Origin of the sequence: Luethyella okanaganae (assembly GCF_042660285.1) — a bacterium.
GTDB classification, from domain to species: Bacteria; Actinomycetota; Actinomycetes; order Actinomycetales; family Microbacteriaceae; genus Luethyella; species Luethyella okanaganae.
In genome coordinates, this window is record NZ_JBHSTP010000001.1 from 1,426,460 (window position 1) to 1,448,254 (window position 21,795).

General features: G+C 67.3%; 16 protein-coding genes. 4 read left to right on the forward strand and 12 right to left on the reverse strand.

Annotation, left to right across the window (positions count from 1 at the left end; all coding sequences use genetic code 11):
• Positions 1-4: 4 nt before the first annotated feature.
• Genes hemW through lepA form a run of 3 tightly spaced genes read right to left on the reverse strand, consistent with a single transcriptional unit; the run spans position 5 to position 3,747 of the window.
• Entirely contained in the window at positions 5-1,234 is a 1,230-nt protein-coding gene (gene hemW, locus ACFQB0_RS06760; RefSeq protein WP_386729112.1) for a radical SAM family heme chaperone HemW, read from the reverse strand.
• Positions 1,235-1,243: 9 nt separating this feature from the next.
• A complete protein-coding gene (locus ACFQB0_RS06765; RefSeq protein WP_386729114.1) occupies positions 1,244-1,891 on the reverse strand; it encodes a DUF1990 family protein in 648 nt (215 codons plus the stop codon).
• A 5-nt stretch (positions 1,892-1,896) separates the two neighbouring features.
• Positions 1,897-3,747 (reverse strand): translation elongation factor 4, encoded by a 1,851-nt coding sequence (gene lepA, locus ACFQB0_RS06770; protein ID WP_386729117.1) that lies wholly within the window; start codon positions 3,745-3,747, stop codon positions 1,897-1,899.
• A 293-nt stretch (positions 3,748-4,040) separates the two neighbouring features.
• Between lepA and ACFQB0_RS06775 the strand changes: the two genes are divergently transcribed.
• The 3 genes from ACFQB0_RS06775 to rpsT all read left to right on the forward strand — a co-directional run bounded on the left by ACFQB0_RS06775 (position 4,041) and on the right by rpsT (position 6,073).
• Entirely contained in the window at positions 4,041-4,937 is an 897-nt protein-coding gene (locus ACFQB0_RS06775; protein ID WP_386729120.1) for an NAD-dependent epimerase/dehydratase family protein, read from the forward strand.
• A 4-nt stretch (positions 4,938-4,941) separates the two neighbouring features.
• On the forward strand, positions 4,942-5,694 hold the full coding sequence (locus ACFQB0_RS06780; protein ID WP_386729122.1) for an alpha/beta fold hydrolase: 753 nt from the start codon (positions 4,942-4,944) through the stop codon (positions 5,692-5,694).
• A gap of 118 nt (positions 5,695-5,812) precedes the next feature.
• A complete protein-coding gene (gene rpsT, locus ACFQB0_RS06785; RefSeq protein WP_386729125.1) occupies positions 5,813-6,073 on the forward strand; it encodes a 30S ribosomal protein S20 in 261 nt (86 codons plus the stop codon).
• 104 nt (positions 6,074-6,177) lie between these two features.
• On the opposite strand, the gene holA is transcribed toward rpsT, so the two are convergent.
• From holA to ACFQB0_RS06810, 5 genes are all read right to left on the reverse strand, one after another.
• Complete coding sequence (gene holA / locus ACFQB0_RS06790) at positions 6,178-7,221, reverse strand: DNA polymerase III subunit delta (RefSeq protein WP_386729127.1); 1,044 nt, start codon at positions 7,219-7,221, stop codon at positions 6,178-6,180.
• A 178-nt stretch (positions 7,222-7,399) separates the two neighbouring features.
• The gene (locus ACFQB0_RS06795) at positions 7,400-9,802 is read right to left on the reverse strand and encodes a ComEC/Rec2 family competence protein (protein ID WP_386729130.1); all 2,403 of its coding nucleotides are present in this window, start codon (positions 9,800-9,802) and stop codon (positions 7,400-7,402) included.
• A complete protein-coding gene (locus tag ACFQB0_RS06800; protein WP_386729132.1) occupies positions 9,799-10,494 on the reverse strand; it encodes a ComEA family DNA-binding protein in 696 nt (231 codons plus the stop codon). The genes ACFQB0_RS06795 and ACFQB0_RS06800 overlap by 4 nt, the downstream gene beginning before the upstream one ends.
• 123 nt (positions 10,495-10,617) lie before the next feature.
• Positions 10,618-13,203, reverse strand: coding sequence for a leucine--tRNA ligase (leuS, locus tag ACFQB0_RS06805; protein ID WP_386729135.1), 2,586 nt, complete (start codon positions 13,201-13,203; stop codon positions 10,618-10,620).
• 219 nt (positions 13,204-13,422) lie between these two features.
• Positions 13,423-14,856, reverse strand: coding sequence for an anthranilate synthase component I family protein (locus tag ACFQB0_RS06810; protein WP_386729138.1), 1,434 nt, complete (start codon positions 14,854-14,856; stop codon positions 13,423-13,425).
• Between the two features lie 41 nt (positions 14,857-14,897).
• On the opposite strand from ACFQB0_RS06810, the gene ACFQB0_RS06815 reads away from it, so the two are divergent.
• The gene (locus ACFQB0_RS06815; RefSeq protein WP_386729140.1) at positions 14,898-15,713 is read left to right on the forward strand and encodes an aminotransferase class IV; all 816 of its coding nucleotides are present in this window, start codon (positions 14,898-14,900) and stop codon (positions 15,711-15,713) included.
• A 52-nt stretch (positions 15,714-15,765) separates the two neighbouring features.
• Here ACFQB0_RS06815 and cydC read toward each other — a convergent pair whose 3' ends face one another.
• The 4 genes from cydC to ACFQB0_RS06835 are packed head-to-tail and all read right to left on the reverse strand — an operon-like array spanning position 15,766 to position 21,780.
• A complete protein-coding gene (gene cydC / locus ACFQB0_RS06820; RefSeq protein WP_386729143.1) occupies positions 15,766-17,622 on the reverse strand; it encodes a thiol reductant ABC exporter subunit CydC in 1,857 nt (618 codons plus the stop codon).
• Positions 17,615-19,285 (reverse strand): thiol reductant ABC exporter subunit CydD, encoded by a 1,671-nt coding sequence (gene cydD, locus ACFQB0_RS06825; RefSeq protein WP_386729146.1) that lies wholly within the window; start codon positions 19,283-19,285, stop codon positions 17,615-17,617. Before cydD ends, cydC begins: the two co-directional genes overlap by 8 nt.
• Positions 19,286-19,338: 53 nt before the next feature.
• Positions 19,339-20,364 (reverse strand): cytochrome d ubiquinol oxidase subunit II, encoded by a 1,026-nt coding sequence (gene cydB / locus ACFQB0_RS06830; protein WP_386729148.1) that lies wholly within the window; start codon positions 20,362-20,364, stop codon positions 19,339-19,341.
• 9 nt (positions 20,365-20,373) lie between these two features.
• Positions 20,374-21,780 carry a cytochrome ubiquinol oxidase subunit I gene (locus ACFQB0_RS06835; RefSeq protein WP_386729151.1) on the reverse strand — a complete coding sequence of 469 codons (1,407 nt, stop codon included), beginning with the start codon at positions 21,778-21,780 and terminating at the stop codon, positions 20,374-20,376.
• Positions 21,781-21,795 lie beyond the last annotated feature (15 nt).

Consider the following 21,795-nt stretch of genomic DNA (forward strand, 5'->3'; position numbering starts at 1 on the left):
CGCGTCAGTCGTCTGCGAGCAACCGGCGTACGACGGCATCCGCGAGAAGCCGCCCTTTCAGGGTCAGTTCGACTGACCCTGAAAGGGCGGCTTTCGCGTCGACGAGTTCGTCGGCGATGAGACCGGCGACGGCTCGGCGTCCGGCGACGGGAAGCGTCGACACAGGGATCCCATCGCGAATACGGGTGAGCAGCAGCACGCGCTCGACCTCACGGGTTTCGGCGCCAAGGGTCTCCCGCCCCGCCGCCGGCGACACCCCGCCGCGTACGCGCTCCGCATAGGCGGCGGGATGCTTGACGTTCCACCAGCGGACACCGCCGACGTGGCTGTGCGCCCCCGGTCCGACGCCCCACCAGTCCTGGCCCCACCAGTAGGCGAGGTTGTGGAGCGAACGGTGCGTGGGATCGCGGGCCCAGTTGCTCACCTCGTACCACTCGTAGCCGGCCGCGCCGAGCAGCGCGTCGGCGAGCTCGTACATGTCGGCCTGGAGATCTTCGTCCGGCCGTGCGACCTCGCCACGCGTGATCTGCCGCGCGAGCTTGGTGCCGTCCTCGACAATGAGGGAATAGGCGCTGAGGTGATCTGGTCGTTGGGCGATCGCGTGCTCCAGACTGCGTCGCCAGTCGTCGAGTGACTCCCCCGGGGTTCCATAGATCAGGTCGAGGCTGACATCGAGCCCCGCCGCACGCGCCCATTCGACCACGAGCGCGACCCGCTCGGGGTCGTGGGTGCGCTCGAGCGTCGCGAGCACATGGGGAACGGCCGACTGCATGCCGAACGACACCCTGGTGAATCCAGCCTCGCGCAGGCAAACGAGGTAGCCGGCGTCCACGGAGTCCGGGTTTGCCTCTGTCGTGATCTCAGCCGCGGTCGTGAGGCCGAAGGTGTCACGCACCGCGGCGGTCATGCGCGCGAGGTCGCTTGACGGCAGTAGGGTCGGAGTGCCTCCACCGAAGAAGACGGTCGAGACGGCACGCTCGGGGATCCCGGATACGTCGAGGATGCGGGCTGCGTCGATGATCTCGCGCACGGCCTCGTCCGCATAGTCGCTCCGGCCGACTCCGCGCAGCTCGGTTGACGTGTAAGTGTTGAAGTCGCAGTACCCGCATCGCACCCGGCAGAACGGCACGTGGACGTAGACGCTGAGAGTGCGCTCGAGAGCGCCGATCGCCGCGGTCGCCGGGAGGAGCCCGTCTGAAGGAGCCGGGTCGGCGATCGGCAGCGCGCCGGGCATCCGTGCCGCCTAGGCCGATGCTGCCGGGTGCAATGCCCGGAGATAGCGCTTGACGTACACGCCCTGCTGCCAGCGCACGATCGGCCAGGCGAAGCGATAGAGCGGGGTGCTCCCCCGCGACAGGGAGCGGATCGTCAGCCAGACAGAGTCGTCTTCTCGGTGCTCGACGAGGAAGAGCTCCTCCCCACTGATCGGATGTCCCTTCATGGTTCCGTAGGCGAAACCGGTTCGGCTCGGCTCGTCGATCACATAGACGACGCGCGCGGGCGCCGAGATGGGAACGAACCAGAGCCTGATCCGCAACACCGCGGTCATCCCCGACGTGATGTACGGCGTGCCGTCCGGGCCGAACCGCTCCTCGGGCTGCTGAGCAGGCTGCTGCCCGAGCGGCGTGCCGTCCACACCGAAGGCGAGCCCGACGTACTGGCGTCCAGTGCCCGGATGCGTCTCAGTCACCTCCATGCCACTGCCGCGCTGGATGCCCCAGGTCATGAGTGACGCTGAGGCCGTCGCGTAGCGTTCGGCACCGCTGCCGAGCCTCGTCGTGTGCTCGGCCGGACGATAGCCCTTCGGCGGGTAGCTCATCAGATCGGGTGCCATCGCTCCGCCGATCGCCCCATAGGTGACCGATTGATCGGTGAACGTCGAACGCTTCATCGGAACTACTTCTTCTCTTTCTTCTCCGTGTCGCCCGAGAGCGCCGCGATGAAGGCCTCCTGGGGAACCTCGACACGACCCACCATCTTCATGCGCTTCTTGCCCTCCTTCTGCTTCTCGAGGAGCTTGCGCTTGCGGGTGATGTCACCGCCGTAGCACTTGGCGAGCACGTCCTTGCGCATGGCACGGATCGACTCACGCGCGATGATGCGCGCGCCGATCGCCGCCTGGATCGGGACCTCGAACTGCTGGCGTGGGATGAGTTCGCGCAATCGACCGGTCATGAGAACACCATAGGCGTAGGCCTTGTCACGGTGCACGATCGCGCTGAAGGCGTCGACCTGCTCGCCCTGGAGCAGGATGTCGACCTTCACGAGGTCGGCCTCCTGCTCTCCGGCCGGTTCGTAGTCGAGCGAGGCATAGCCGGCGGTCTTCGACTTGAGGTTGTCGAAGAAGTCGAACACGATCTCGCCGAGCGGCATCGTATAGCGGATCTCGACACGGTCCTCGCCGAGGTACTCCATGCCGAGCAGGGTTCCGCGGCGGCCCTGGCAGAGCTCCATGATGACACCGACATAGTCCTTCGGCGCGAGGATCGCGGCCTTGACGACCGGCTCTCGGACGCCAGCGATCCTGCCGACCGGGAACTCACTCGGGTTCGTGACCTTGACGGTCTTCCCGTCCTCCGTCGTCACATCGTAGATCACCGATGGAGCCGTCGTGATGAGGTCGAGGCCGAACTCGCGGCTCAGGCGCTCCGTGATGATCTCGAGGTGCAGCAATCCGAGGAAGCCACAGCGAAAGCCGAAGCCGAGGGCGACGGAGGTCTCGGGCTCGTATACGAGGGCGGCGTCGGAGAGCTTCAGCTTGTCGAGCGCATCGCGGAGCTCCGGGTAGTCGCTGCCGTCGATCGGGTAGAGCCCGGAGAACACCATGGGAAGCGGCTCCGTGTAACCGGGCAGCGCCTCGGTCGCCGGTTTCACCGCCGTCGTCACGGTGTCGCCGACCTTCGACTGGCGCACATCCTTCACGCCGGTGATGAGGTAGCCGACCTCTCCGACCCCGAGGCCCCTGCTCGGCGCGGGCTCCGGCGCGCTCACGCCGATCTCGAGGATCTCGTGGGTGGCACGGGTCGACATCATCTGGATGCGTTCCCGTGGGCTGAGCGTGCCGTCGATCATGCGCACATAGGTGACGACACCGCGGTAGCTGTCGTACACGGAGTCGAAGATCATGGCGCGGGCCGGAGCCCCGGAGTCGCCGATCGGCGGCGGGATCAGCTCGGTGACCCGGTCGAGCAGCCGATCGACGCCCGTCCCTGTCTTTCCCGACACCCGCAGCACGTCGTCGGGCGAACCGCCGATGAGGCTCGCCAGCTCCTTCGCGTACTTCTCGGGGTCAGCGGCAGGCAGGTCGATCTTGTTGAGCACGGGAATGATCGTCAGGTCGTTCTCGAGCGCGAGGTAGAGGTTCGCGAGCGTCTGTGCCTCGATGCCTTGCGCCGCGTCCACGAGCAGGATGGCCCCTTCGCAAGCGGCCAGGGAGCGGGAGACCTCATAGCTGAAGTCGACGTGCCCCGGCGTGTCGATCATGTTGAGCGCGAAGGTCTGAGCGTCGAGCTGCCAGGGCATGCGCACGGCCTGACTCTTGATCGTGATACCACGCTCGCGTTCGATGTCCATGCGGTCTAGGTACTGGGCTCGCATATCGCGGTCGCTGACGACCCCCGTGATCTGAAGCATCCGATCGGCCAAGGTGGACTTGCCGTGGTCGATATGCGCGATGATGCAGAAGTTGCGAATGAACGCTGGGTCGGTGGCGGCGGGCTCGAGGGCCTTCAAAGCTCGTGGGGACATCGTGCGACAATTCTCCCATGACGGATGCGGCCGCGCCGACCGGCACGGCCGGCCGGCCCCTTCGATCGGGTTCCACGCGCTCCCGGATCGCCGTCGGAGCATGTTCGGCTCGCGAGGGAGACAGCCGCGGCGAACCGGTCGAGCTTCCCATGAGCCTCGAGGCGACCGCCAGAGCGCGCGGCTCGATCCGTCTGGAGAAGCCCGACCCGCACGCCCATCGGGAAAAGTCACCGGGATCAAGAAGTTCTGCGGGGATCGGGAAGCTTTCGAGCCTCACAGGGTTGAAGAAGTCCATGGGCATTCTTCTCACCGGCGCGACCGGCTACATAGGTTCATCCGTTCTCAGCGGTCTCCTGGCTGCCGGCTATGAGGTCACGGCGCTCGTCCGAACCGCCGAGAAGGCGGCACAACTCGAAGGTTCCGGGGCGACCGCGCTCGTCGGCGACGCCGGCGACGCCGAGCTGGTCAGGAGACTCGCGGTCGAGAGCGAGGGCGTGATCCACACCGCATCGGCCCGTGATGTCGACCCCGTCTTCGTTCCCGCAGTGCTCGATACCCTCGCCGGTCGCGATGACCGTTTCGTGCACACGGGCGGCATCTGGAGCTTCGGCGACAACGCCGCGATCACCGAGGACTCTCCGATCGCGCCCGTGGCGCTGACGGCGTGGCGCGCCCCCAACGAGCGGCTGATCCGCGAGGCATCGGCTGTGAACTCGGTCGTGATCGCTCCCGCCGCGGTGTACGGGCACGGCTCCGGTCTCGCGCGCCTCCTCGTCGACGCCCCGCGCGGCTCAGGGGTCGCTCCGGCCATCCGCCTCATCGGCGACGGTGCGCAGCACTGGACGAGCGTGCACGTCGACGACCTCGCCATGCTCTACCTCCTCGCGTTCGAGTCCGCATCCCAACACGACTACGTCATCGGGGCGAGCGGCGTGAACCCGACCGTCCGTGAGCTCGGCGAGGCCGTCGCTCAGGCGGCCGGAGTGGTCGGCGGGGTCGAAGCCGAGACGGTCGAGGCCAGTCGGGAACGCCTCGGCGCAGGCCTGGCCGACGCCCTCCTCCTCGACCAGCAGGCCTCGGGGGCCCATGCTCGCGAGACGTTCGGCTGGAAGCCGACAGCCCCCACACTCATCGAAGAGCTCCTGCACGGCTCTTACGCGCCGCAGCCCCGCGCTTCGTTGCATCATTGAGGGCATGACCGATACGCCGCCCGTTCTCTTCGTGCACGGCATCCGCACATCAGCGACGATGTGGCGAAGGCAACTTGTGGCGCTGGGCGCTGCCGGCCACAAGGCTGCAGCGATCGACCTACCCGGACACGGCGCACGCCTCGGTGAGGAGTTCACCATCGACTCGGCGTTGCGGATCATCGATGACGGCGTGGACGCGCTCGGAGGACCCGTGCTGCTCGTCGGCCTCTCCCTCGGCGGCTATCTTTCGATCGAGTATGCGGCGCAGCACCCTGGCAAGGTCACCGGGCTCGTCGCGGCCAGTTGCTGCACAAGCCCTCGGGGACCCGCTCTTGCGAGCTACCGCGGTCTCGCCGCCGCGATCCATGCCCTGCCGGATCGGGGACGTGGGCTCAACGACTTCATGGTCAGGTGTTTCGTTCCCGAGCCGGGAGCGACCGACATCGGAGCCGGCGGTGTCGCCCTCGATGTGATGAGTTCGGGCCTGCGAGAGGCGGGAACGCTCGACCCGCTCGCGCGGCTCGCCGAGTATCCGGGGCCGGTCTGGCTGGTCAACGGCCAATTCGACCATTTCCGTGCGCAAGAGCGCCGCTTCCTCGCTGCATGCGCCAACGGCTGCCTCGTGATCGTTCCCGGAGCGACCCATCTCGTGAGCCTGGTGAAACCGAACGAGTTCACAGGCGTCGTATGCGACGCACTTGGCGAACTCTCCCCGGGTTCCGCCGACGGATCGCCGATTGTCGGGGCGAACGGATAACTGCTAAAGTTGTTCGTTGGCTTGCGTGTGGGTCCCACCCCACACGATTTCGCCGCGATGCGCCCTCCCGCCGCGCGGCAACATCCGGATCCACACACTAAGGAAAGACGTACTCAACGTGGCAAACATCAAGTCGCAGATCAAGCGCATCGGCACCAACAAGAAGGCTCAGGAGCGCAACAAAGCAGTCAAGAGCGAACTCAAGACGGCGATCCGCGCTACCCGCACCGCGCTCGCGACCGGCGACAAGGACAAAGCGGCCACCGCCCTCAAGACGGCGACGAAGAAGCTCGACAAGGCTGTGAGCAAGGGCGTCATCCACAAGAACCAGGCTGCGAACCGCAAGTCGGCCATTGCCAAGAAGGTTGCCGCGCTCTAAGCACCGCTTCACGCGAACAGCGTCGAACGGCCCCGTCACCGCGACGGGGCCGTTCCGCATTTCGGCACCGCCTCGCGGTTCCAAAGCACGAAGTCCTCCGGCGGCTACTGCCCCCGGCCTGCGATGACGCCGACGAGGCGTTCGATCGAGAACACCGGGTCTCGTCCGCCGCCCTTGACGTTCGCGTCGGTCTCGGCGAGTGCTTCGATGCACGCCGCAAGGCCGCCCTCGGTCCAGCCCTGCAGATCGCGACGTGCACGGTCGACCTGCCACGGAGCGAGGCCGAACTGCTGAGCAAGCTGAGCGGAGCCGCCGCGGGCACCGTAGAGCTTCGCCATGGTGCGGATCTTGCTCGCGAAGGCGGCGACGATCGGCACCGGGTCGGCACCGGACGAGAGCGCGTGCCTGAGCGTGATGAGGGCCTCGCCATGGCGGCCGGCGATCGCGGCATCCGCGACTTTGAAGGCGTTGGCCTCGACCCGACCGCTGTAGTAGCGATCGACGGTCGCTTCGGTGATCTCGGTGCTCGAATCAGACATGAGCTGCTGGCAGGCCGCCGACAGCTCGGCGAGGTCGTCGGAGAACGCCGAGACCAGCGCGCGCAGAGCGCCGGGCGCGACCTTCCGCCCGGCGGCCCTGAACTCCGCGACGGCGAAGTCGTACTTCTCGGCGTCCTTCTTGAGCTCGGCGCACACCACCTCGATGCCCCCGCCGAGCCCGCCGCGGAGCGCATCAAGCAGTTTCTTCCCTCGGACGCCGCCGCCGTGTCGCAGCACAAGATAGGTGTCATCCGCCGGATTCTGCAGATACTCGATGGCCTCGGCAATGAACGAGTCTGTGCATCTCTCGACGGAGGCGACCCGGATCATGCGGGGTTCGCCGAAGAGCGACGGGCTGGCCACGGTGAGTAGCTCGCCTGGTACGTAGCCGTCCGCCTCGATGTCGCTGACTTCGAGGCTCGGGTCTTCGCCCTTGAGAAAATCGCGCAGTTGCCTTATGGCTCGCTCGGCGAGGAACGACTCGGTGCCCGAGACCAGCACCACGGGGGCCGGACGCACCTGATTCCAGGCGAGCTGCGGAATGGCGACGGTCTTGGCTCGGGTCGACGCGCCCGATCGACCCGCTGCCGTGGTGGTTCGAACGGTCACGCGCCTCCCTTTCCCTCTCTCTCCAGCCTAACCGTGACCGCCGTCGCCCGCGGCGCAGCCGATCAATGGCCGATCAATGGTTGTGCCGCTTCCCCGCGAGACTGCGTGAATCGTCGAAAAGAGCCCTCTATCCGACGATTCACGCAGTCTCGGGGAAGGAGAAGGAGAAGAGGAAGTCTCATCCTCCGCGCTCCGACCAGACGATGAGACCTCCGTCGAATCCCGGATCGTGGGCGACGAGGATCATTCCGTCGAGATCGGTGCGGAAGGCGCTGGTTCCCGCAGCATCGAGGATGTCGAGCAGAGCGCGCGTCGGATGGCCGTAACCGTTGTCGACCCCGACCGAGATGAGACCGACCGTGGCCCCCAGACGATCGTAGAGCGCGGCGCTCTGGTTCGCAGAGCCGTGATGGGCGACCTTGACGACATCCGCGGCTTCGGGATGCACGGCCGCGAGCATGGCCTGTTGCGACTCCTCCCCCAGATCCCCGAGAAAGATCGAACGGATGCCGTTGCCCTCGAAGCAGATCGTCACGCTGCCGTCGTTGCCGAACCGCATCGTCGATGCAGTGCGCAGCGGCCAGAGCACCTCCCAGCGCTGTGAGCCCAGCGTTCCGTGATCTCCGCGTGCGGTCTGCACGACCCTGGCGCCTCCGGCCGCCAGTCGATCCGTGAGCCGCTCGTCGGCGGAGTTCTCGGGCTCTCCGACGAGAGCGACATCGACCCGGCCGACGACCGCGTCAGCACCGCCGACATGATCGAGGTCGTAGTGGGTGAGCACGAGCAGATCGATCCGGTCGATGCCGAGCGCATCGAGGCAGGCGGTGAGTGGGGCGGGGCTGGGGCCGGCATCGACGAGTGCGACGCTTTCTTCGTTGCGGACGAGCACGGCGTCCCCCTGCCCGATGTCGCAAACGGCGATCTGCCAGTCGGGTGGACGAGCAAGGGTCCGACCGACGCCGACGCCGACGAGTGTGCCCGCATAGCCGCCGAGGAGGGCGATGAGGACGGCCGCAGCCGCGGTGTCCGTCACCAGTGCCCGGCCGGATCGCGTGCGCCGGACGACGAGTCTGAGGGCGATCGCGGTCGCGATGGCGAGCAGTACGGCGCCGGCGATACCGTCGAGCCAGGGCAGTCGCGTACCCGGGAGCCGTGCGACGGCGTGCCCGACGGCGGCGATCCACGCGGAAGGCAACCACGCCAGTTGCGCGCACGCGAAGCCGACGCTCGGAAGCACCGGGAGCAGCAGACACGCGATGAGCCCGATGACGGTGCCCAAGAGGGCAGCAGGCGCTGCCAGCAGATTGGCCGGAACGCCGTAAAGGGAGAGATTCGGGCTGAGCAAGACCAGAACGGGCTGACACGCGAGCTGAGCCGAGAGGGGAATGGCGATCACGGCCGCCAGGCCGAGCGGCATCCAGCGCGCCAGCATCCCGGTGAGCGGGCCGGAGAGCACGAGCAGGCCCGCGGTGGCGAGCACGGAGAGTGCGAAGCCGTAGCTCCTGCTGATCCACGGGTCGAACACCACGAGCGTCATAACGGCGAGAGCGAGCGCCGGCACACCGCGGCTTCGACGCCCCGAAACCGTCGCCAGCAGGACGATTGCCGCCATCGTCGCCGCACGCAGAACGCTCGGCTCCGGCGTCACAAGCACGACGAATCCGCCGAGCACGAGAAGCGCTAGGGCGATGCGCAGCCAGCGGGCCAGACCCGCCAGGCCGCCGAGCGCCATGATTCCCGCGATCACGATGGCGCAGTTGGCCCCGGAGACCGCGGTCAGATGGCTGAGCGAACTCGTCTTCATGTCAGCATCGAGCGCGGCGCTCACAGCACGGGTGTCGCCGATGGCGAGACCCGGCAGCAGATCCCCTCCGTCGCCCGGGAGCGCGGACGCCGCCCGCGAGAGTCCCGCGCGTATCGCCGACGCCCACGCGAGAAGCCCGGGAGGAGCCGTCTCGATGAGGGGCGGCTCTCGCGCGAAGACGAGGAACGCGTTCTGCTCGCCGGGATCGGTCTCGACGAGGGATCCAGACGCACGGATGACGGTGCCGATCTCGAGCGCGCCCTCCCGATTCGAGGGATCCCCCGTCGGCTCCGGAAGCGTCGACGGCGATTCGGCAAAGACGAGAACCGGGATTCCGCCGTGCACGGGAACGATGTCGCGTGCTCCCGACGTGCCGAACCCGATCTCTTCGATCCTGGCGGTGAAACGCACGCGCGAGCTCATCTCACCGAAGGCGCCGCCGGACCGGCTTTCGCGCGGCACGGTCAGCACGGTCGCGGTCATCGTCACCTCGCGATGCGCGTCGGCCGCCGCGACGAGAGCCGACGGCTGACGTGCGGGCGCCGTGACCGCGACCACACTGCTCACGAGGGCCGCAGCCGTGCAGCACAGGGCGAGCATCGGCAGGGCCGACCGCCATCCGCGCTGGCCGAAGAGCAGGCTCGCCGCGATCGCCAGGCCGGCAACGGCCCAGAGTCCCGCGGCGATGCCCCAGGCGGCATCTGTCGCCGTGACAACGCCGATGCCGGCCAGCCAGGCCGCTCCGGCGGGAAGAGCGAGTCTCGACTCGGCGTTCACACCGCCACACGATCTTTCAGCCCGTCGAACGTCTTGTCGCCGATGCCTGTCACGTTGCGCAGCTCGTCAACACTCGAGAAGCCCCCGTTCGCATCCCGCCAGTCAAGGATCCGCTGCGCGAGCGACGGACCAATCCGCGGGAGCGACTCCAACTCCACCGCCGTCGCACGGTTCAGATTGACGAGTCCCCCGCCGGCCGACCCCGGTCTGGCGTCAGAAGGCGCCCGACCGGGGCCAGGCACCTCCCCCATCTGCGGAACATAGAGCTGCTCCCCGTCGCTCACCGGTCTGGCCAGATTGACTCCGGCCGGATCGGCGTTCTCGCCGAAGCCTCCCGCCGCCGCGACAACGTCGACGACACGGGCGCCATCGTGCACCTCATAGAGACCGGGCGTGCGCACAGCACCAAGAACATGCACGAACGCGATCGCCGTAGAGTCAGCCTCCGGAACCGCGACCGGATCCGACCCGCCCGCACCGACCCTGGCATCCGAAGTGACCGAGTCCGAACCCGCGGAACCGAGCGTCGTCGTCTCACCGCCAGCACCCGCCGCCGAGATCACGACCGAGATCGCGAGGGCGGCGATCATGAGCACGACGGCAGCACCGACCCCGAGCCGCACCCGAGTCGACACCGCTCGAGCCGATGGCGCAAGCCGAGCCATCCCCTCACTCTCCTGCGGCGGATCCATAGCGGCAGCCTAGGCAGTCGAGCGACGTGCCGCCGCGACACCAACGGCTTCTGTGCAACACCCCCAACGATCGTGGAACGTGCAGGAGTTCCGGGCCAGCAGTACAACTAGCCCACAGTACGACTAGCCCACCGTAGCGATGCTCACGACCCGAGGCGCTCGGACGATCACAGCGACGATCTCCCGATCCCCGATCGTGCGCCGCACGGCCGCCGAGGCACGTGCGAGGGCCTCAAGCTCCTCCATCGAGATCTTCGGCGAGACCTCAATCCGATCACGAACCTTGCCGTCCACCTGCACGACCGCGGTCACCGACTCCTCGACGAGCAACGCCGGATCCGCCTTGCGCCACTGAACGAGAGCAACGCTCGGCTCATAGCCGAGCCTCTGCCACATCTCCTCGGCCGTGTACGGCGCGAACAGATCGAGCACCATTGCGGTGACCTCCGCGGCCTCGCGCACCGCCGCGTCACCGGGGCCGGCCCCCGTGTCGATGGCCTTGCGGGTCGCGTTGACGAGTTCCATGAGGCGCGCGACGACGACGTTGAACTTGAAGGCCTCGACGAGACCGGGGGCATCGGCGAGGAAGCGATGGGTGATGCGGCGCAGTGCCGCATCGCCGGTCCTCCAATCGACCTCGGGTTCGCTCGTCACGTCATTGGCCACCCGCCAGGCACGGGCGAGGAACTTCGCGGAGCCGACCGGCGAGACGTCCGACCAGTCGATGTCGTCCTCCGGCGGGCCGGCGAAAGCCATGGTCAGACGCACGGCGTCGACGCCGTGCTTCTCGACCTCCTCGGTGAAGTAGACGATATTGCCCTTGCTCTTGGACATCTTGGCGCCGTCGAGAATCACCATGCCCTGATTGAGTAGCGCTGTGAACGGCTCGGTGAAACTCAGATAACCGAGGTCGAAGAGCACTTTCGTGATGAAGCGCGCATAGAGCAGGTGCAGGATGGCGTGCTCGACGCCGCCGACGTACTGATCGACCGGCGCCCACTTCTCCGCCTGCTTGGGGTCGAACGCCCGCGTGTCGTCGTTCGGGTCGAGGAAGCGCAGGAAGTACCAGGAGCTGTCGACGAAGGTGTCCATCGTGTCGGCGTCGCGGCGGGCCGGCGTTCCGTCGATCGGGTTGGGAACGTTGACCCAGTTCTCGGTGCCGCCGAGCGGCGAGGTGCCCTTCGGCTTGAGGTCGAGTCCTTCCGCGTCCGGGAGCAGCACCGGCAGCTGATCCTCTGGCACGGGAATCTCGGCGCCGTCCTCTCCATGGATGATCGGGATGGGCGTGCCCCAGTAGCGCTGACGCGAGATGAGCCAGTCGCGCAGACGATAGTTCTTGGCCGCGCGACCACGGCCCTCCGCCTCGAGCAGCTCGATCGTCCGTTTGACCGCGTTGCCCTTGCTCAGCCCGTCGAGCGGGCCGGAGTTGATCATGCGACCGTCGCCGGTGAGCGCGACGCCCGTCGACTTCGGGTCGAGCGGCAGCAGGTCGTCCGGCAGAAAGGGATCGCCATTCTCGTCGGTGGGGATGACGGGGATGACCCCGGTCACGGGCGCATTCGTGTCGACCACCACGCGCACGGGGAGGTCGAATGCACGTGCGAAGTCGAGGTCGCGCTGGTCGTGCGCGGGAACCGACATGACCGCGCCGTGACCGTAGTCTGCAAGCACGTAGTCCGCCACCCAGATCGGCAGGCGTTCGCCGTTGACGGGGTTCACGGCGAAGCGCTCGATGAAGACGCCCGTCTTCTCGCGGTCGGTGTTCTGGCGCTCCATCTCTGTGCTCTTCTGCACCTGGGTCAGATACTCGGCGAAGCGCTCCCGCACCACGGCGCTCGAACCGGCGACGAGCTCGGCGGCGAGCTCGGAATCGGGGGCGACGACCATGAACGTCACACCCCAGAGCGTGTCGGGACGGGTCGTGAAGACCGGGACGCGCTCTTGCCGCCCCTCGATCTCGAACTCGACGTCGGCTCCGATAGAGCGACCGATCCAATTGCGCTGCATGTTGAGCACCTTGGCCGGCCAGTGCCCCTCGAGCTGGTTGAGGTCGTCGAGCAGGCGGTCCGCGTAGTCGGTGATCTTGAAGTACCACTGGGTCAGTCGTTTCTTGACGACGACCGCACCGCTGCGCTCGGAGGTTCCGTCGGCGAGGACCTGCTCGTTCGCGAGCACCGTCTGGTCTACCGGGTCCCAGTTGACCCAGCTGTCCTTGCGATAGGCCAGGCCCTTCTCGTAGAGCTGCAGAAACAACCACTGGTTCCACTTGTAGTATTCAGGGTCGCTCGTGTGGAGTTCACGTTCCCAGTCGAAGGATGCCGCGTAGAGGCGCATGCTGCGCTTCTGCTGCTCGATGTTGTCGTAGGTCCAGCCGCGCGGGTCGATGCCGCGCTTGATCGCCGCGTTCTCCGCCGGCAACCCGAAGGAGTCCCAACCGATGGGGTGCATGACGTTGAAGCCCTGATGGCGCCAGTAACGCGCGACGACGTCGCCGAGAGCGTAGACCTCGGCGTGACCCATGTGCAGGTCTCCGGAGGGATAGGGAAACATATCGAGCACGTACTTGCGCGGGCGCGTGTCGGCGGGATCGCCTGAGCGGAATGGCTGGAGCTCGTCCCACACGGGCAGCCACTTCTCCTGGACGGCAGCGAAGTCGTAGACATCGACGTCGTCGTGCGTGCTGCTCGCGGATTCCTGCTCGTGTGCCACGTGACTCTCATTCGTACGGATGTGGGATCGGAGCGTTTTCGCTCGGAGGCGGGCCGCCGAAACCTGGCTGTGACCCGAGGTTCCAGCGTACTAAACCTCGGCGCATGCCCATTGACCCCGGTGAGCGCCGATCCGATTCGGGTTCCGCACCACTTTCTGCGTTCCGCACCACCGCGACGGCGCGGAACGCCGGAAATGGCGCAGAACGAGGAGGGCCATCTAGCGGTCGACCACGCCGAGGACCGCGAGCAGCGCCCGTGCCTTGACGCGCGTCTCCTCGATCTCCTCGACCGGAACAGAGAGGGCGGTGATGCCACCCCCCGTTCCGATCCTGGCGCCGTCGCGGTCGAGCACGATCGACCGGATCACCATCGCGAGGTCGACGGCGCCATCGAGCCCGAAATAGCCGAACGCACCAGCGTAGACACCGCGTGGCCCGCCCTCCAGACCGTCGAGGATCGTCATCGCGCTGAACTTCGGCGCCCCGGTCATCGACCCGGCCGGAAAACAGGCCTCGACGGCGTCGACTCCCGTGAGTCCGTGAGCCAGACGAGCCTGGATCGTGCTGACGAGCTGGTGCACGTGGGCATAGCTTTCGACCGCGAGCAGCTCTGACACTGTGACGGACCCCAGTGCCGCGACGCGTCCGAGATCGTTGCGCATGAGATCGACGATCATGAGGTTCTCGGCCCGTTCCTTGTCGCTCGCCTCGAGCTCGGCCCTCACCTGCCGATCGCGCGCAGATCCGGCGGCGCGCGCGCGCGTGCCTTTGATCGGCTTGGTCGTCACGAGGCCGTCTGCCGTGACCTTGAGAAACTGCTCAGGGCTCGCACTCAACAGCGAGACGCCGCCGAAACGCAGCAGCCCGCCGTGATGCGTCGGACTCGAAGAGCGCAAGCGCAGATAGGCATCGAGCGGATCGGGGCTGCTGTCGACCTCGATCTCGTTGGTGAGGCAGAGCTGGTAGGCGTCCCCACGGCGAATCGCGTCCTGGCAGGCGAGAACGAGAGTCTCGTAATGTTCCGGCGAGTGACGCCAACGCGCGGTGGGAGGGGTCCGTTCGTCGGTCACGGAGGCGCAACCGTCGTCGCCCCGCCCGTCGCGACCCGCCGCCCCGGCATCGCCGAGGCGCTCGCGCACGGCTCGCGCCCAGGCCTCCGTCGCGCCGGAGGCATCCGTTCCGCGCTCGAGGGCGAGCAGGGTGACCGTGCCCGCCCGATGATCGAAGGCGATGGCGCGATCGGCGAACATGAACGCCGCGTCGGGGGTGCACGCCTCGTGCACGGGCGTGCCCGTCGTCTGGGCGGCGAGCTCGTAGCCGAGCCAGCCGACCCAGCCGAGGCGAAAACCACCGGTTCCTCCTGGATCGTCGATCGGGATCGCCGCGAGGTCTTCGCGGAGGAACTCGAAGATCGTCGCGGGTTCGACGTTCCCCGCCGGATCACCGGGGCGCGCGACCGTCACTGTCCCGTCGTCCACCGATGCCGTGACCACTCTGCCGGCCAGCGCCGCCCCGAGGTAGCTCATGCCGTTCTTGGCATTCGTTCCACCGTCGAGCCAGAAGGCGTACGCCTCCCGGGCGTACAGTGCGGTGAAGACGAACGCCGGATCCCACCAGCCGTCGAGAAGCACACTGCGGATCTGCCCGGTCACCCCACTAGCCTAGGGCGACATGCCGCACACGAAGGAGAGCGATGACCGAGACCGATGCCGCCTACCGCTGGCTGTCCGGCGGGCTGCGACTCATCGAATCGTGCGAGACGTCGGAGCCGCGACTGGAGGTCGCGGACTCCTGGCTCGTGGAGAACGGCCTCGTCCGTGCACTCGAACTGCATCGCGAACGGTTCGAACGCTCGGCGGCATCCGTCGGCTGGGCGGATACGGCTGCGCTCGCAGCGTTCTGGGCGGCGAGCCTCGCGGCGATCCCCCGCGACGGTCTCTGGTTTCCGCGCGTCGAACTGCTCGAACACGAGGGAGGCCTCGAACTCCGCTTTCGGCTCAGACCGGCACCGGGGCTCGGAACGGCGCTCACGCTCGCAGTGCCGGATGTCCCCGACCCTCGCCGTGTTCCCTCGATCAAGGGTCCCGATATCCCTGCGCTCATGAGGCTCAGGCAGCGGGCGCAACGACTCGGCGCCCAGGAGGCGATGATCCTCACACCGGACGGCTCGATCGTCGACGGCTCGACGACGGCGCTGCTGTGGTGGCGCCACGGAGCGCTCCGGCATCCGCCGGCCGAGATGGCACGAGTGGACAGCGTGACGGCGCGCACGATCATGGTGCTCGCCGCAGCCTTCGGAGTGGAGACCCACGGCGAGAGCGTCCTGCCCGGCGGACTCGGGGGCTGCGTGGTCTGGGCGGTGAACGCGTTGCACGGCATCCGGCAGGTCACGAGCATCGTCGACGGGCCGGAGCTCGCAGCCGACGATCGGCTCCTGGCAATATGGCGGCGTCGACTCACGCTGTTGCGCAAGCCTCTGACCAAGCCGGAGGACTGGCCGGAGGACTGAGCCCGAGGACTGGCCGGAGGACTGAGCCCGAGGACCAGGAAAGGTCGCAGGCTCAGAGCCCTCGGCCGGAGTCGCTGAGCACGCGCCCCTCCTGGAGCAGCACGCGCCTGGTCACGAGCTCCTCGGGAACCTCGTCGTGCGAGATGAGGATGACGGTGCGCACGACATCGCCGACATCCCGGGTCGCCGCCATGATGTCACGCAGCAGCCGCTCGCCCTGGGCGCGGTCGACGTTCGCGGTCGGCTCATCCACCACGAGAACAGGGAACCCGGCGAGCAGCGCGCGAGCGAGCGCGATGCGCTGTGTCTGGCCGCCGGAGACGAGGGCGCCGCGTTCGCCGAGCCGGGCGTCCAGGCCGCCGCGGTCCCGCGCCCACTCCGCGAGACCGACCCGCTCGAGCACGGCGAAGAGCTCGTCGTCGCTCGCCGTATCGCGTGCGAACAGGAGGTTCTGCCGCAGATCGGCGTCGAACAGCCACGGTCGCTGTTCGCACAGGCCGACGACGCTGCGCACGGAATCCTGCGACAACCCGCTTGCCTCGTGCTCGCCGAAACGGAGGCTACCCTCGTAGTCGAGGAATCGAACGAGCACGTGGGCGAGTGTGGTCTTGCCTGACCCGCTCGCGCCGCGAACGAGCACCCGTTCCCCCGGCGCGATGTCGAGGTCGATCCCCCGCAATGCGAGACGTGAGCCGTCGTCGCCCGCGTCCTCAGCGAACGCCGGCCATCGGGCGCTGAGCGCACTGAGCCGGATCCGCGGGGTTGGCCGGGTGCCGGCCGGGCCCTCGCGGACCGTGAGAGGTCCTCCGCCGCCGTCGGGGTCGACGGGGATGCCTGCGGGAACGCGCTCGGGCACGATCGTCGCGACACGTTCGGCGCTCGTGTGCACCTGACGCCACGCGCCCGCCACGAGCGGAACCATTCCACACACCTCGAACACGGCGAGCGGCACGAGGACGATCACCGCGAATCGTGGGCCGTCGAGGCTGCCGTCGCCCAGGCCCGGCACGCCGACGAGAATCGCGAGGAGTGTCGCCGCTCCCGCACTGAGCGAGAGCGCCGACGCAGCGAGCCCTGCCCCGCCGGTGAGACGGATCGAGGTGCGGCGGAGTCGTTCATCCGCCGTTGCGAGACGTTCCAGGCGATCGTCGACGGCGTCGAAGGCGGTGAGAACGTCGATGGAGGTCACGAGGTCGAGAACTTCGTCGGCGAAGGCGCCGCGCAACGGGGCGAGCAGTCTCGCCGATCGAGCGGAGATGGCCGCATTCACGACGGTTCCGCACACGAAGGCGACCGCGAGGCAGATCGCGAGCGTAGCACCGGCCGCTGGTACGATGACCCACACGCCGACGACGCTGAACGAGACGACGAGTCCGGCGATCAGAAGGGGCTGCACGACGCGCAATGACAGGTTCTGCAGTTCGTCGACATCGTGCACGAGCCGTGCCAGGAGGTCGCCGCGGCGAGTGCGCGCGAGCCCGTCGGGCGCGAGCGGCACGAGACGCTCGAAGACCGCCATGCGCAGGCCGGCCAGCTGACGGAAGGCCGCGTCGTGACTCAACAGCCTTTCGAGGTAGCGGAACGACGCACGTGCCAGCGCGAAGGCGCGCACCCCGACGACCGCCATGGAGAGAAACAGGATGGGCGGTTCTTCCGCTGCGCGGGTGATGAGCCAAGCGGATGTCGCGAGCAGGGCGACAGCCGAGAGTGCTCCGAGCAGCCCGGCGATCAGTCCCGGGGCGAAGCGAGCCGGCCCCGGTTGAGCGAGTCGCAGCACGCGGCGGGTCACAGCACGAAGCGTTCCTAGCGAGCCCTCCGTTGCCAGGCCCTCGCTCTCGGCGGCCTCCGGCGATGAGGTGCCTGCGGCCGCGGCCTCCGTTCCCAGCCTTACCGCACCCGTCTCAGGCATGCATCACCTCGGCGATTTCGAGCACTTCGTCCGCGGCGGCGATGACCGCGGGCCGGTGACTCACCACGATCACGACGGTGCCGGCGCCTGCGATCTCCCGCAGCGTCGCGATCACGCGCGCCTCGTTCACCTCGTCGAGGGCGGAAGTGGGCTCGTCGAGCGCGAGCACCGGGCACCCGCGTTCGTGAAGACGATAGAGGGCGCGTGCGATCGCGATCCGCTGGCCCTGCCCCCCGGAGACTCCCGAGCCGCCGACGCCGAGCGGGGTTCCGGCCGCGATCTCATCCGCCGCGGCCTGCCTGAGAACGCGCTCCACGAGCACCTCGTCTCGCGACCGACTGCCGAGCGCGATATTGTCGGCAACCGAACCAGCCGACAGCGCAGGGTCCTGCCCACACCAGGCGAGCCAGTCTCGGCCGAGGTTCGCGACCTCTACGCCGCCGAGGCGGATCTCGCCATCGTAGGCGACGAAGCCGAGGAGTGCTGCGAGCAGCGTCGACTTGCCCGCCCCACTCGGTCCGGAGACGACGCTCAGCCGACCGGCCGGGAACGTCGCGCTCAAGCCCTCGACGACGAGCCGCTCGCCGTGCCGAATGCTCAGCCCGTGGAGCCGGAGCGCGTCGGCGCCGCGTCGCCCCGGCGAAGGTTGTCCGTGCGAAGGCGGCTCAGGCGAAGACGGCCTGCTATGCGCCGGAGCGGTGGACGCCACGTCGGCGGCATCGAGAATCTCGAACACCTCCTCGGCGGCCGCGACGCCGTCGGCCGCGGCATGGAACTGGGTTCCGACGTTGCGCACGGGCAGAAAGGCCTCCGGAGCGAGCAGGAGCACGAAGAGCCCGACAGCGAGACTCAGCTGCCCGTCGAGCAGCCGCAGGCCGACCGACACAGCTACGAGTGCGACCGAGAGGCTGCCTGCGAGTTCCAGCACGAACCCGCTGAGGAACGATATCCGCAACACCTTCATGGTCTCCGCACGATACTCGTCGGTCACAGCGCGAATGCGTTCCAGTTGTCGATGTTGCCTGCCGAAGATCTTGAGGGTCGAGAGTCCACCGACCACGTCGAGGTATCCGTTCGAGAGACGGTGCAGTGTCTGCCATTGCCGCTGCTGCACAGCCTGGGTGGCCCACCCTATGAGAACCATGAACACAGGGATGAGCGGGAGGGCGATGATCACGATGACACCGCTGAGCGGGTCCCACCAGAACATCACCGCGACGAGCACCGGGGTCGCGACGGCCGTGAGGATGAGTTGCGGAAGGTATTTGGCGAAGTAGCCGTCGAGGGCGTCGAGGCCTGTTCCGATCACCGTCGCGACGCTCGTCGTGCTGCGGCCTCGCATCCAGGAGGGACCGAGTCTGGCGACGGCATCCAGCATGAGGGCACGCAACTGGCTCTTCACCCGAGCGGCACCACTCATCGCAGCGGCATCGAGCGCCCAGATCGTGAGGGCACGCACGATCACGACGGCGGAGAGTGCCGCGAACAGCGGCGCCAGCTCGGCAGGGGGCGTCCCGGCGATCCCCCGTGTCACGAGTTGCGAGACCAGCCAGGCGAACGCGATGACGGCGATCGTCTGGAGGAGGCCGAGCAGCGCGCCTCCGGCGAGGAAGCCACGCATCGCGGAGGCACGACGAAGCAGCCGGGGATCGATGGGACGCACGATGTCAGGCTAGTGCGGATTCTGGTGAGCGACGTGACGCGGCATCGCAGACGTCACGCCACCGGCGTGCTCTCCGGGTGGGCGGCATCGATCGTCGCGCGGCCGATCCTCTTGCGGAAGATCCAGTACGTCCAGCCTTGGTAGGCGACGATCAGCGGTAGGAAGATGAGCGCCGTCCAGCTCATCACGGCGAGCGTGTACGGCGAACTCGAGGCGTTCTCGATCGTGAGGCTGTTCGCCGAGTCGTTGCTCGCCGGCATGACATCCGGGAACAGCGCCGCGAAGAGCGCGATCACGGCCAGCGCTATCGTCACGGCCATGAGGGTGAACGACCACCCCTCCGCGCCGCGCAGATTCGCGACCCATGCTCCGATGAGCGCGGTCGCCGCGCAGGCCGCGAGCACGAGGTAGGCGGGCGAGAAAGCAGCCACGAAGGCCGTCCAGACCAGGAAGGCCGCGGCGATCACGATCGTCACGACGCCGGATCGGACGGCGAGGACGCGCGCCCGTTCTCGGATGTCGCCGATGGTCTTCAGCGACACGAAGACCACGCCGTGTGTGAAGAAGAGCAGCAGGGTCGTGAGCCCCCCGAGCAGTGCATAGGGATTGAGCAGATCGAACAGCGTTCCGGTGTAGTTGTGGTCGGCGTCGAGCGGCACCCCCTGCACGATGTTGGCGAAGGCGACCCCCCAGAGCAATGCGGGAACAGCAGAGCCGACGATGATCATGCCGTCGAACCATCTCTTCCACCGCGATTCCGGCCGCTGGTGCCGGTATTCGAAGGAGACTCCGCGTGCGATCAGCGCGAGCAGAATGAGCAGCAGCGCGAGGTAGAAACCGCTGAACAGCGTCGCGTACCACTCGGGGAACGCCGCGAACAACGAGGCTCCCGCGACGATGACCCAGGTCTCGTTGAGGTCCCAGACAGGACCGATCGTGTTGATGAGCACACGGCGATCGACCTCGTCCTTGCCGAGGAACGGCAGGGACATGCCCACGCCGAAGTCGAAACCGTCGAGCACGAAGTAGCCGACGAAGAGGCCAACGACGATCCAGAACCAGAGAGTGCCGAGATCCATGAGTTCCTCCTAGTAGACCGTCGCAACGGGTTGGATGCGGCCGGTCTCCGGGTCAGGCTCGCTGACGTCGTCCGGCCCCTTCTGGACGGCCTTCTTGATGAGTGTGAACTCGACGACGGCGAGGGCGCCGTAGATGAGCGTGAATGCGAGGAGCGAGATGAGGACCTCGACGCCGGAAACACCGGGCGACACCCCGTTCTCCGTCTTGAGAAGGCTGAAGACGAGCCAGGGTTGTCTGCCCATCTCGGTGAAGACCCAGCCGACGATCATGGCGCCGAGCGAGAGCGGGAACGACCAGATCGCCGCCTTCCACACCCACTTGTTCCCGGGGTGGCGTCCTTTGCGAGTGAGCCAGAGGCCGACGACCGCGACGACGACATGCAGGAGACCGAGACCGATCATCCAGCGGAACGACCAGTAGGTGACCCAGATGATAGGCGTGTAGTCGCCAGGACCGTAGAGCTGCGTGTACTGTGCCTGCAGATCGTTGATGCCTTCGACCGTGCCGTCGAAGGTATGGGTCGAGAGGAACGACAGCAGGTAGGGCACGCGGATCGAGAAGAGCTCATGCACCCCGTCTGGCGTCCCGAGAGTGAAGATCGAGAAGGACGCCGGCCCGGCCGTGTTGTAGAGAGCCTCGGCCGCGGCCATCTTCATCGGCTGCGTCGAGACCATCGCGAGGCTCAGCTGGTCGCCCGCGAGGGTCGTGAGGACACCGGCGACGACCATCATCCAGAGGCCGAACTTGAGCGCTGGACGCATGGTGTCGAGGTGCTGATTGCGAGCGAGGTGCCACGCCGCGACCGTGATGACGAGGCCGGCCGACACCATGAAGCATGCGAAGATCGTGTGCGGGAACGCCGCGAGGGCAACCTTGTTGGCGAGCAGAGCACCGATGTCGGTCAGCTCGGCTCTGCCCTTCGTGTCGTTGATCTCGAAGCCGACGGGGTTTTGCATGAACGCGTTGGCAGCGATGATGAAATACGCCGACAGGATGGTTCCGATGGCGGTGAGCCAGATCGTGGCGAGGTGGAGTCGGCGCGGGAGCTTGTCCCATCCGAAGATCCACAGACCGATGAACGTGGCTTCGAGGAAGAATGCGAGCAGGCCTTCGAGCGCGAGCGGCGCTCCGAACACGTCGCCGACGAACCGCGAGTAGTCGGACCAGTTCATGCCGAACTGGAACTCCTGCACGATCCCGGTGACGACGCCCATCGCAAAGTTGATGAGGAAGATCTTGCCGAAGAACTTGGTGAGCTGCAGGTACTTCGCCTTGTCGGTGCGCACCCAAGCCGTCTGGAAGATCGCCACCGTCGTCGCGAGACCGATCGTGATCGGCACGAAGAGAAAATGGTAGACAGTGGTGAGGCCGAATTGCCAGCGCGACAGCAGCAACGGATCCAGAAACTCGTTCACTCGCACTCCCTGCGA

Coding starts and splice junctions, on each gene's coding strand:
- hemW (WP_386729112.1), bottom strand. CDS start 1,234: ATGCCCGGCGCGCTGCCGATCGCCGACCCGGCTCCTTCAGACGGGCTC.
- ACFQB0_RS06765 (WP_386729114.1), bottom strand. CDS start 1,891: ATGAAGCGTTCGACGTTCACCGATCAATCGGTCACCTATGGGGCGATC.
- lepA (WP_386729117.1), bottom strand. CDS start 3,747: ATGTCCCCACGAGCTTTGAAGGCCCTCGAGCCCGCCGCCACCGACCCA.
- ACFQB0_RS06775 (WP_386729120.1), top strand. CDS start 4,041: ATGGGCATTCTTCTCACCGGCGCGACCGGCTACATAGGTTCATCCGTT.
- ACFQB0_RS06780 (WP_386729122.1), top strand. CDS start 4,942: ATGACCGATACGCCGCCCGTTCTCTTCGTGCACGGCATCCGCACATCA.
- ACFQB0_RS06800 (WP_386729132.1), bottom strand. CDS start 10,494: ATGGATCCGCCGCAGGAGAGTGAGGGGATGGCTCGGCTTGCGCCATCG.
- ACFQB0_RS06815 (WP_386729140.1), top strand. CDS start 14,898: ATGACCGAGACCGATGCCGCCTACCGCTGGCTGTCCGGCGGGCTGCGA.
- cydC (WP_386729143.1), bottom strand. CDS start 17,622: ATGCCTGAGACGGGTGCGGTAAGGCTGGGAACGGAGGCCGCGGCCGCA.
- cydB (WP_386729148.1), bottom strand. CDS start 20,364: ATGGATCTCGGCACTCTCTGGTTCTGGATCGTCGTTGGCCTCTTCGTC.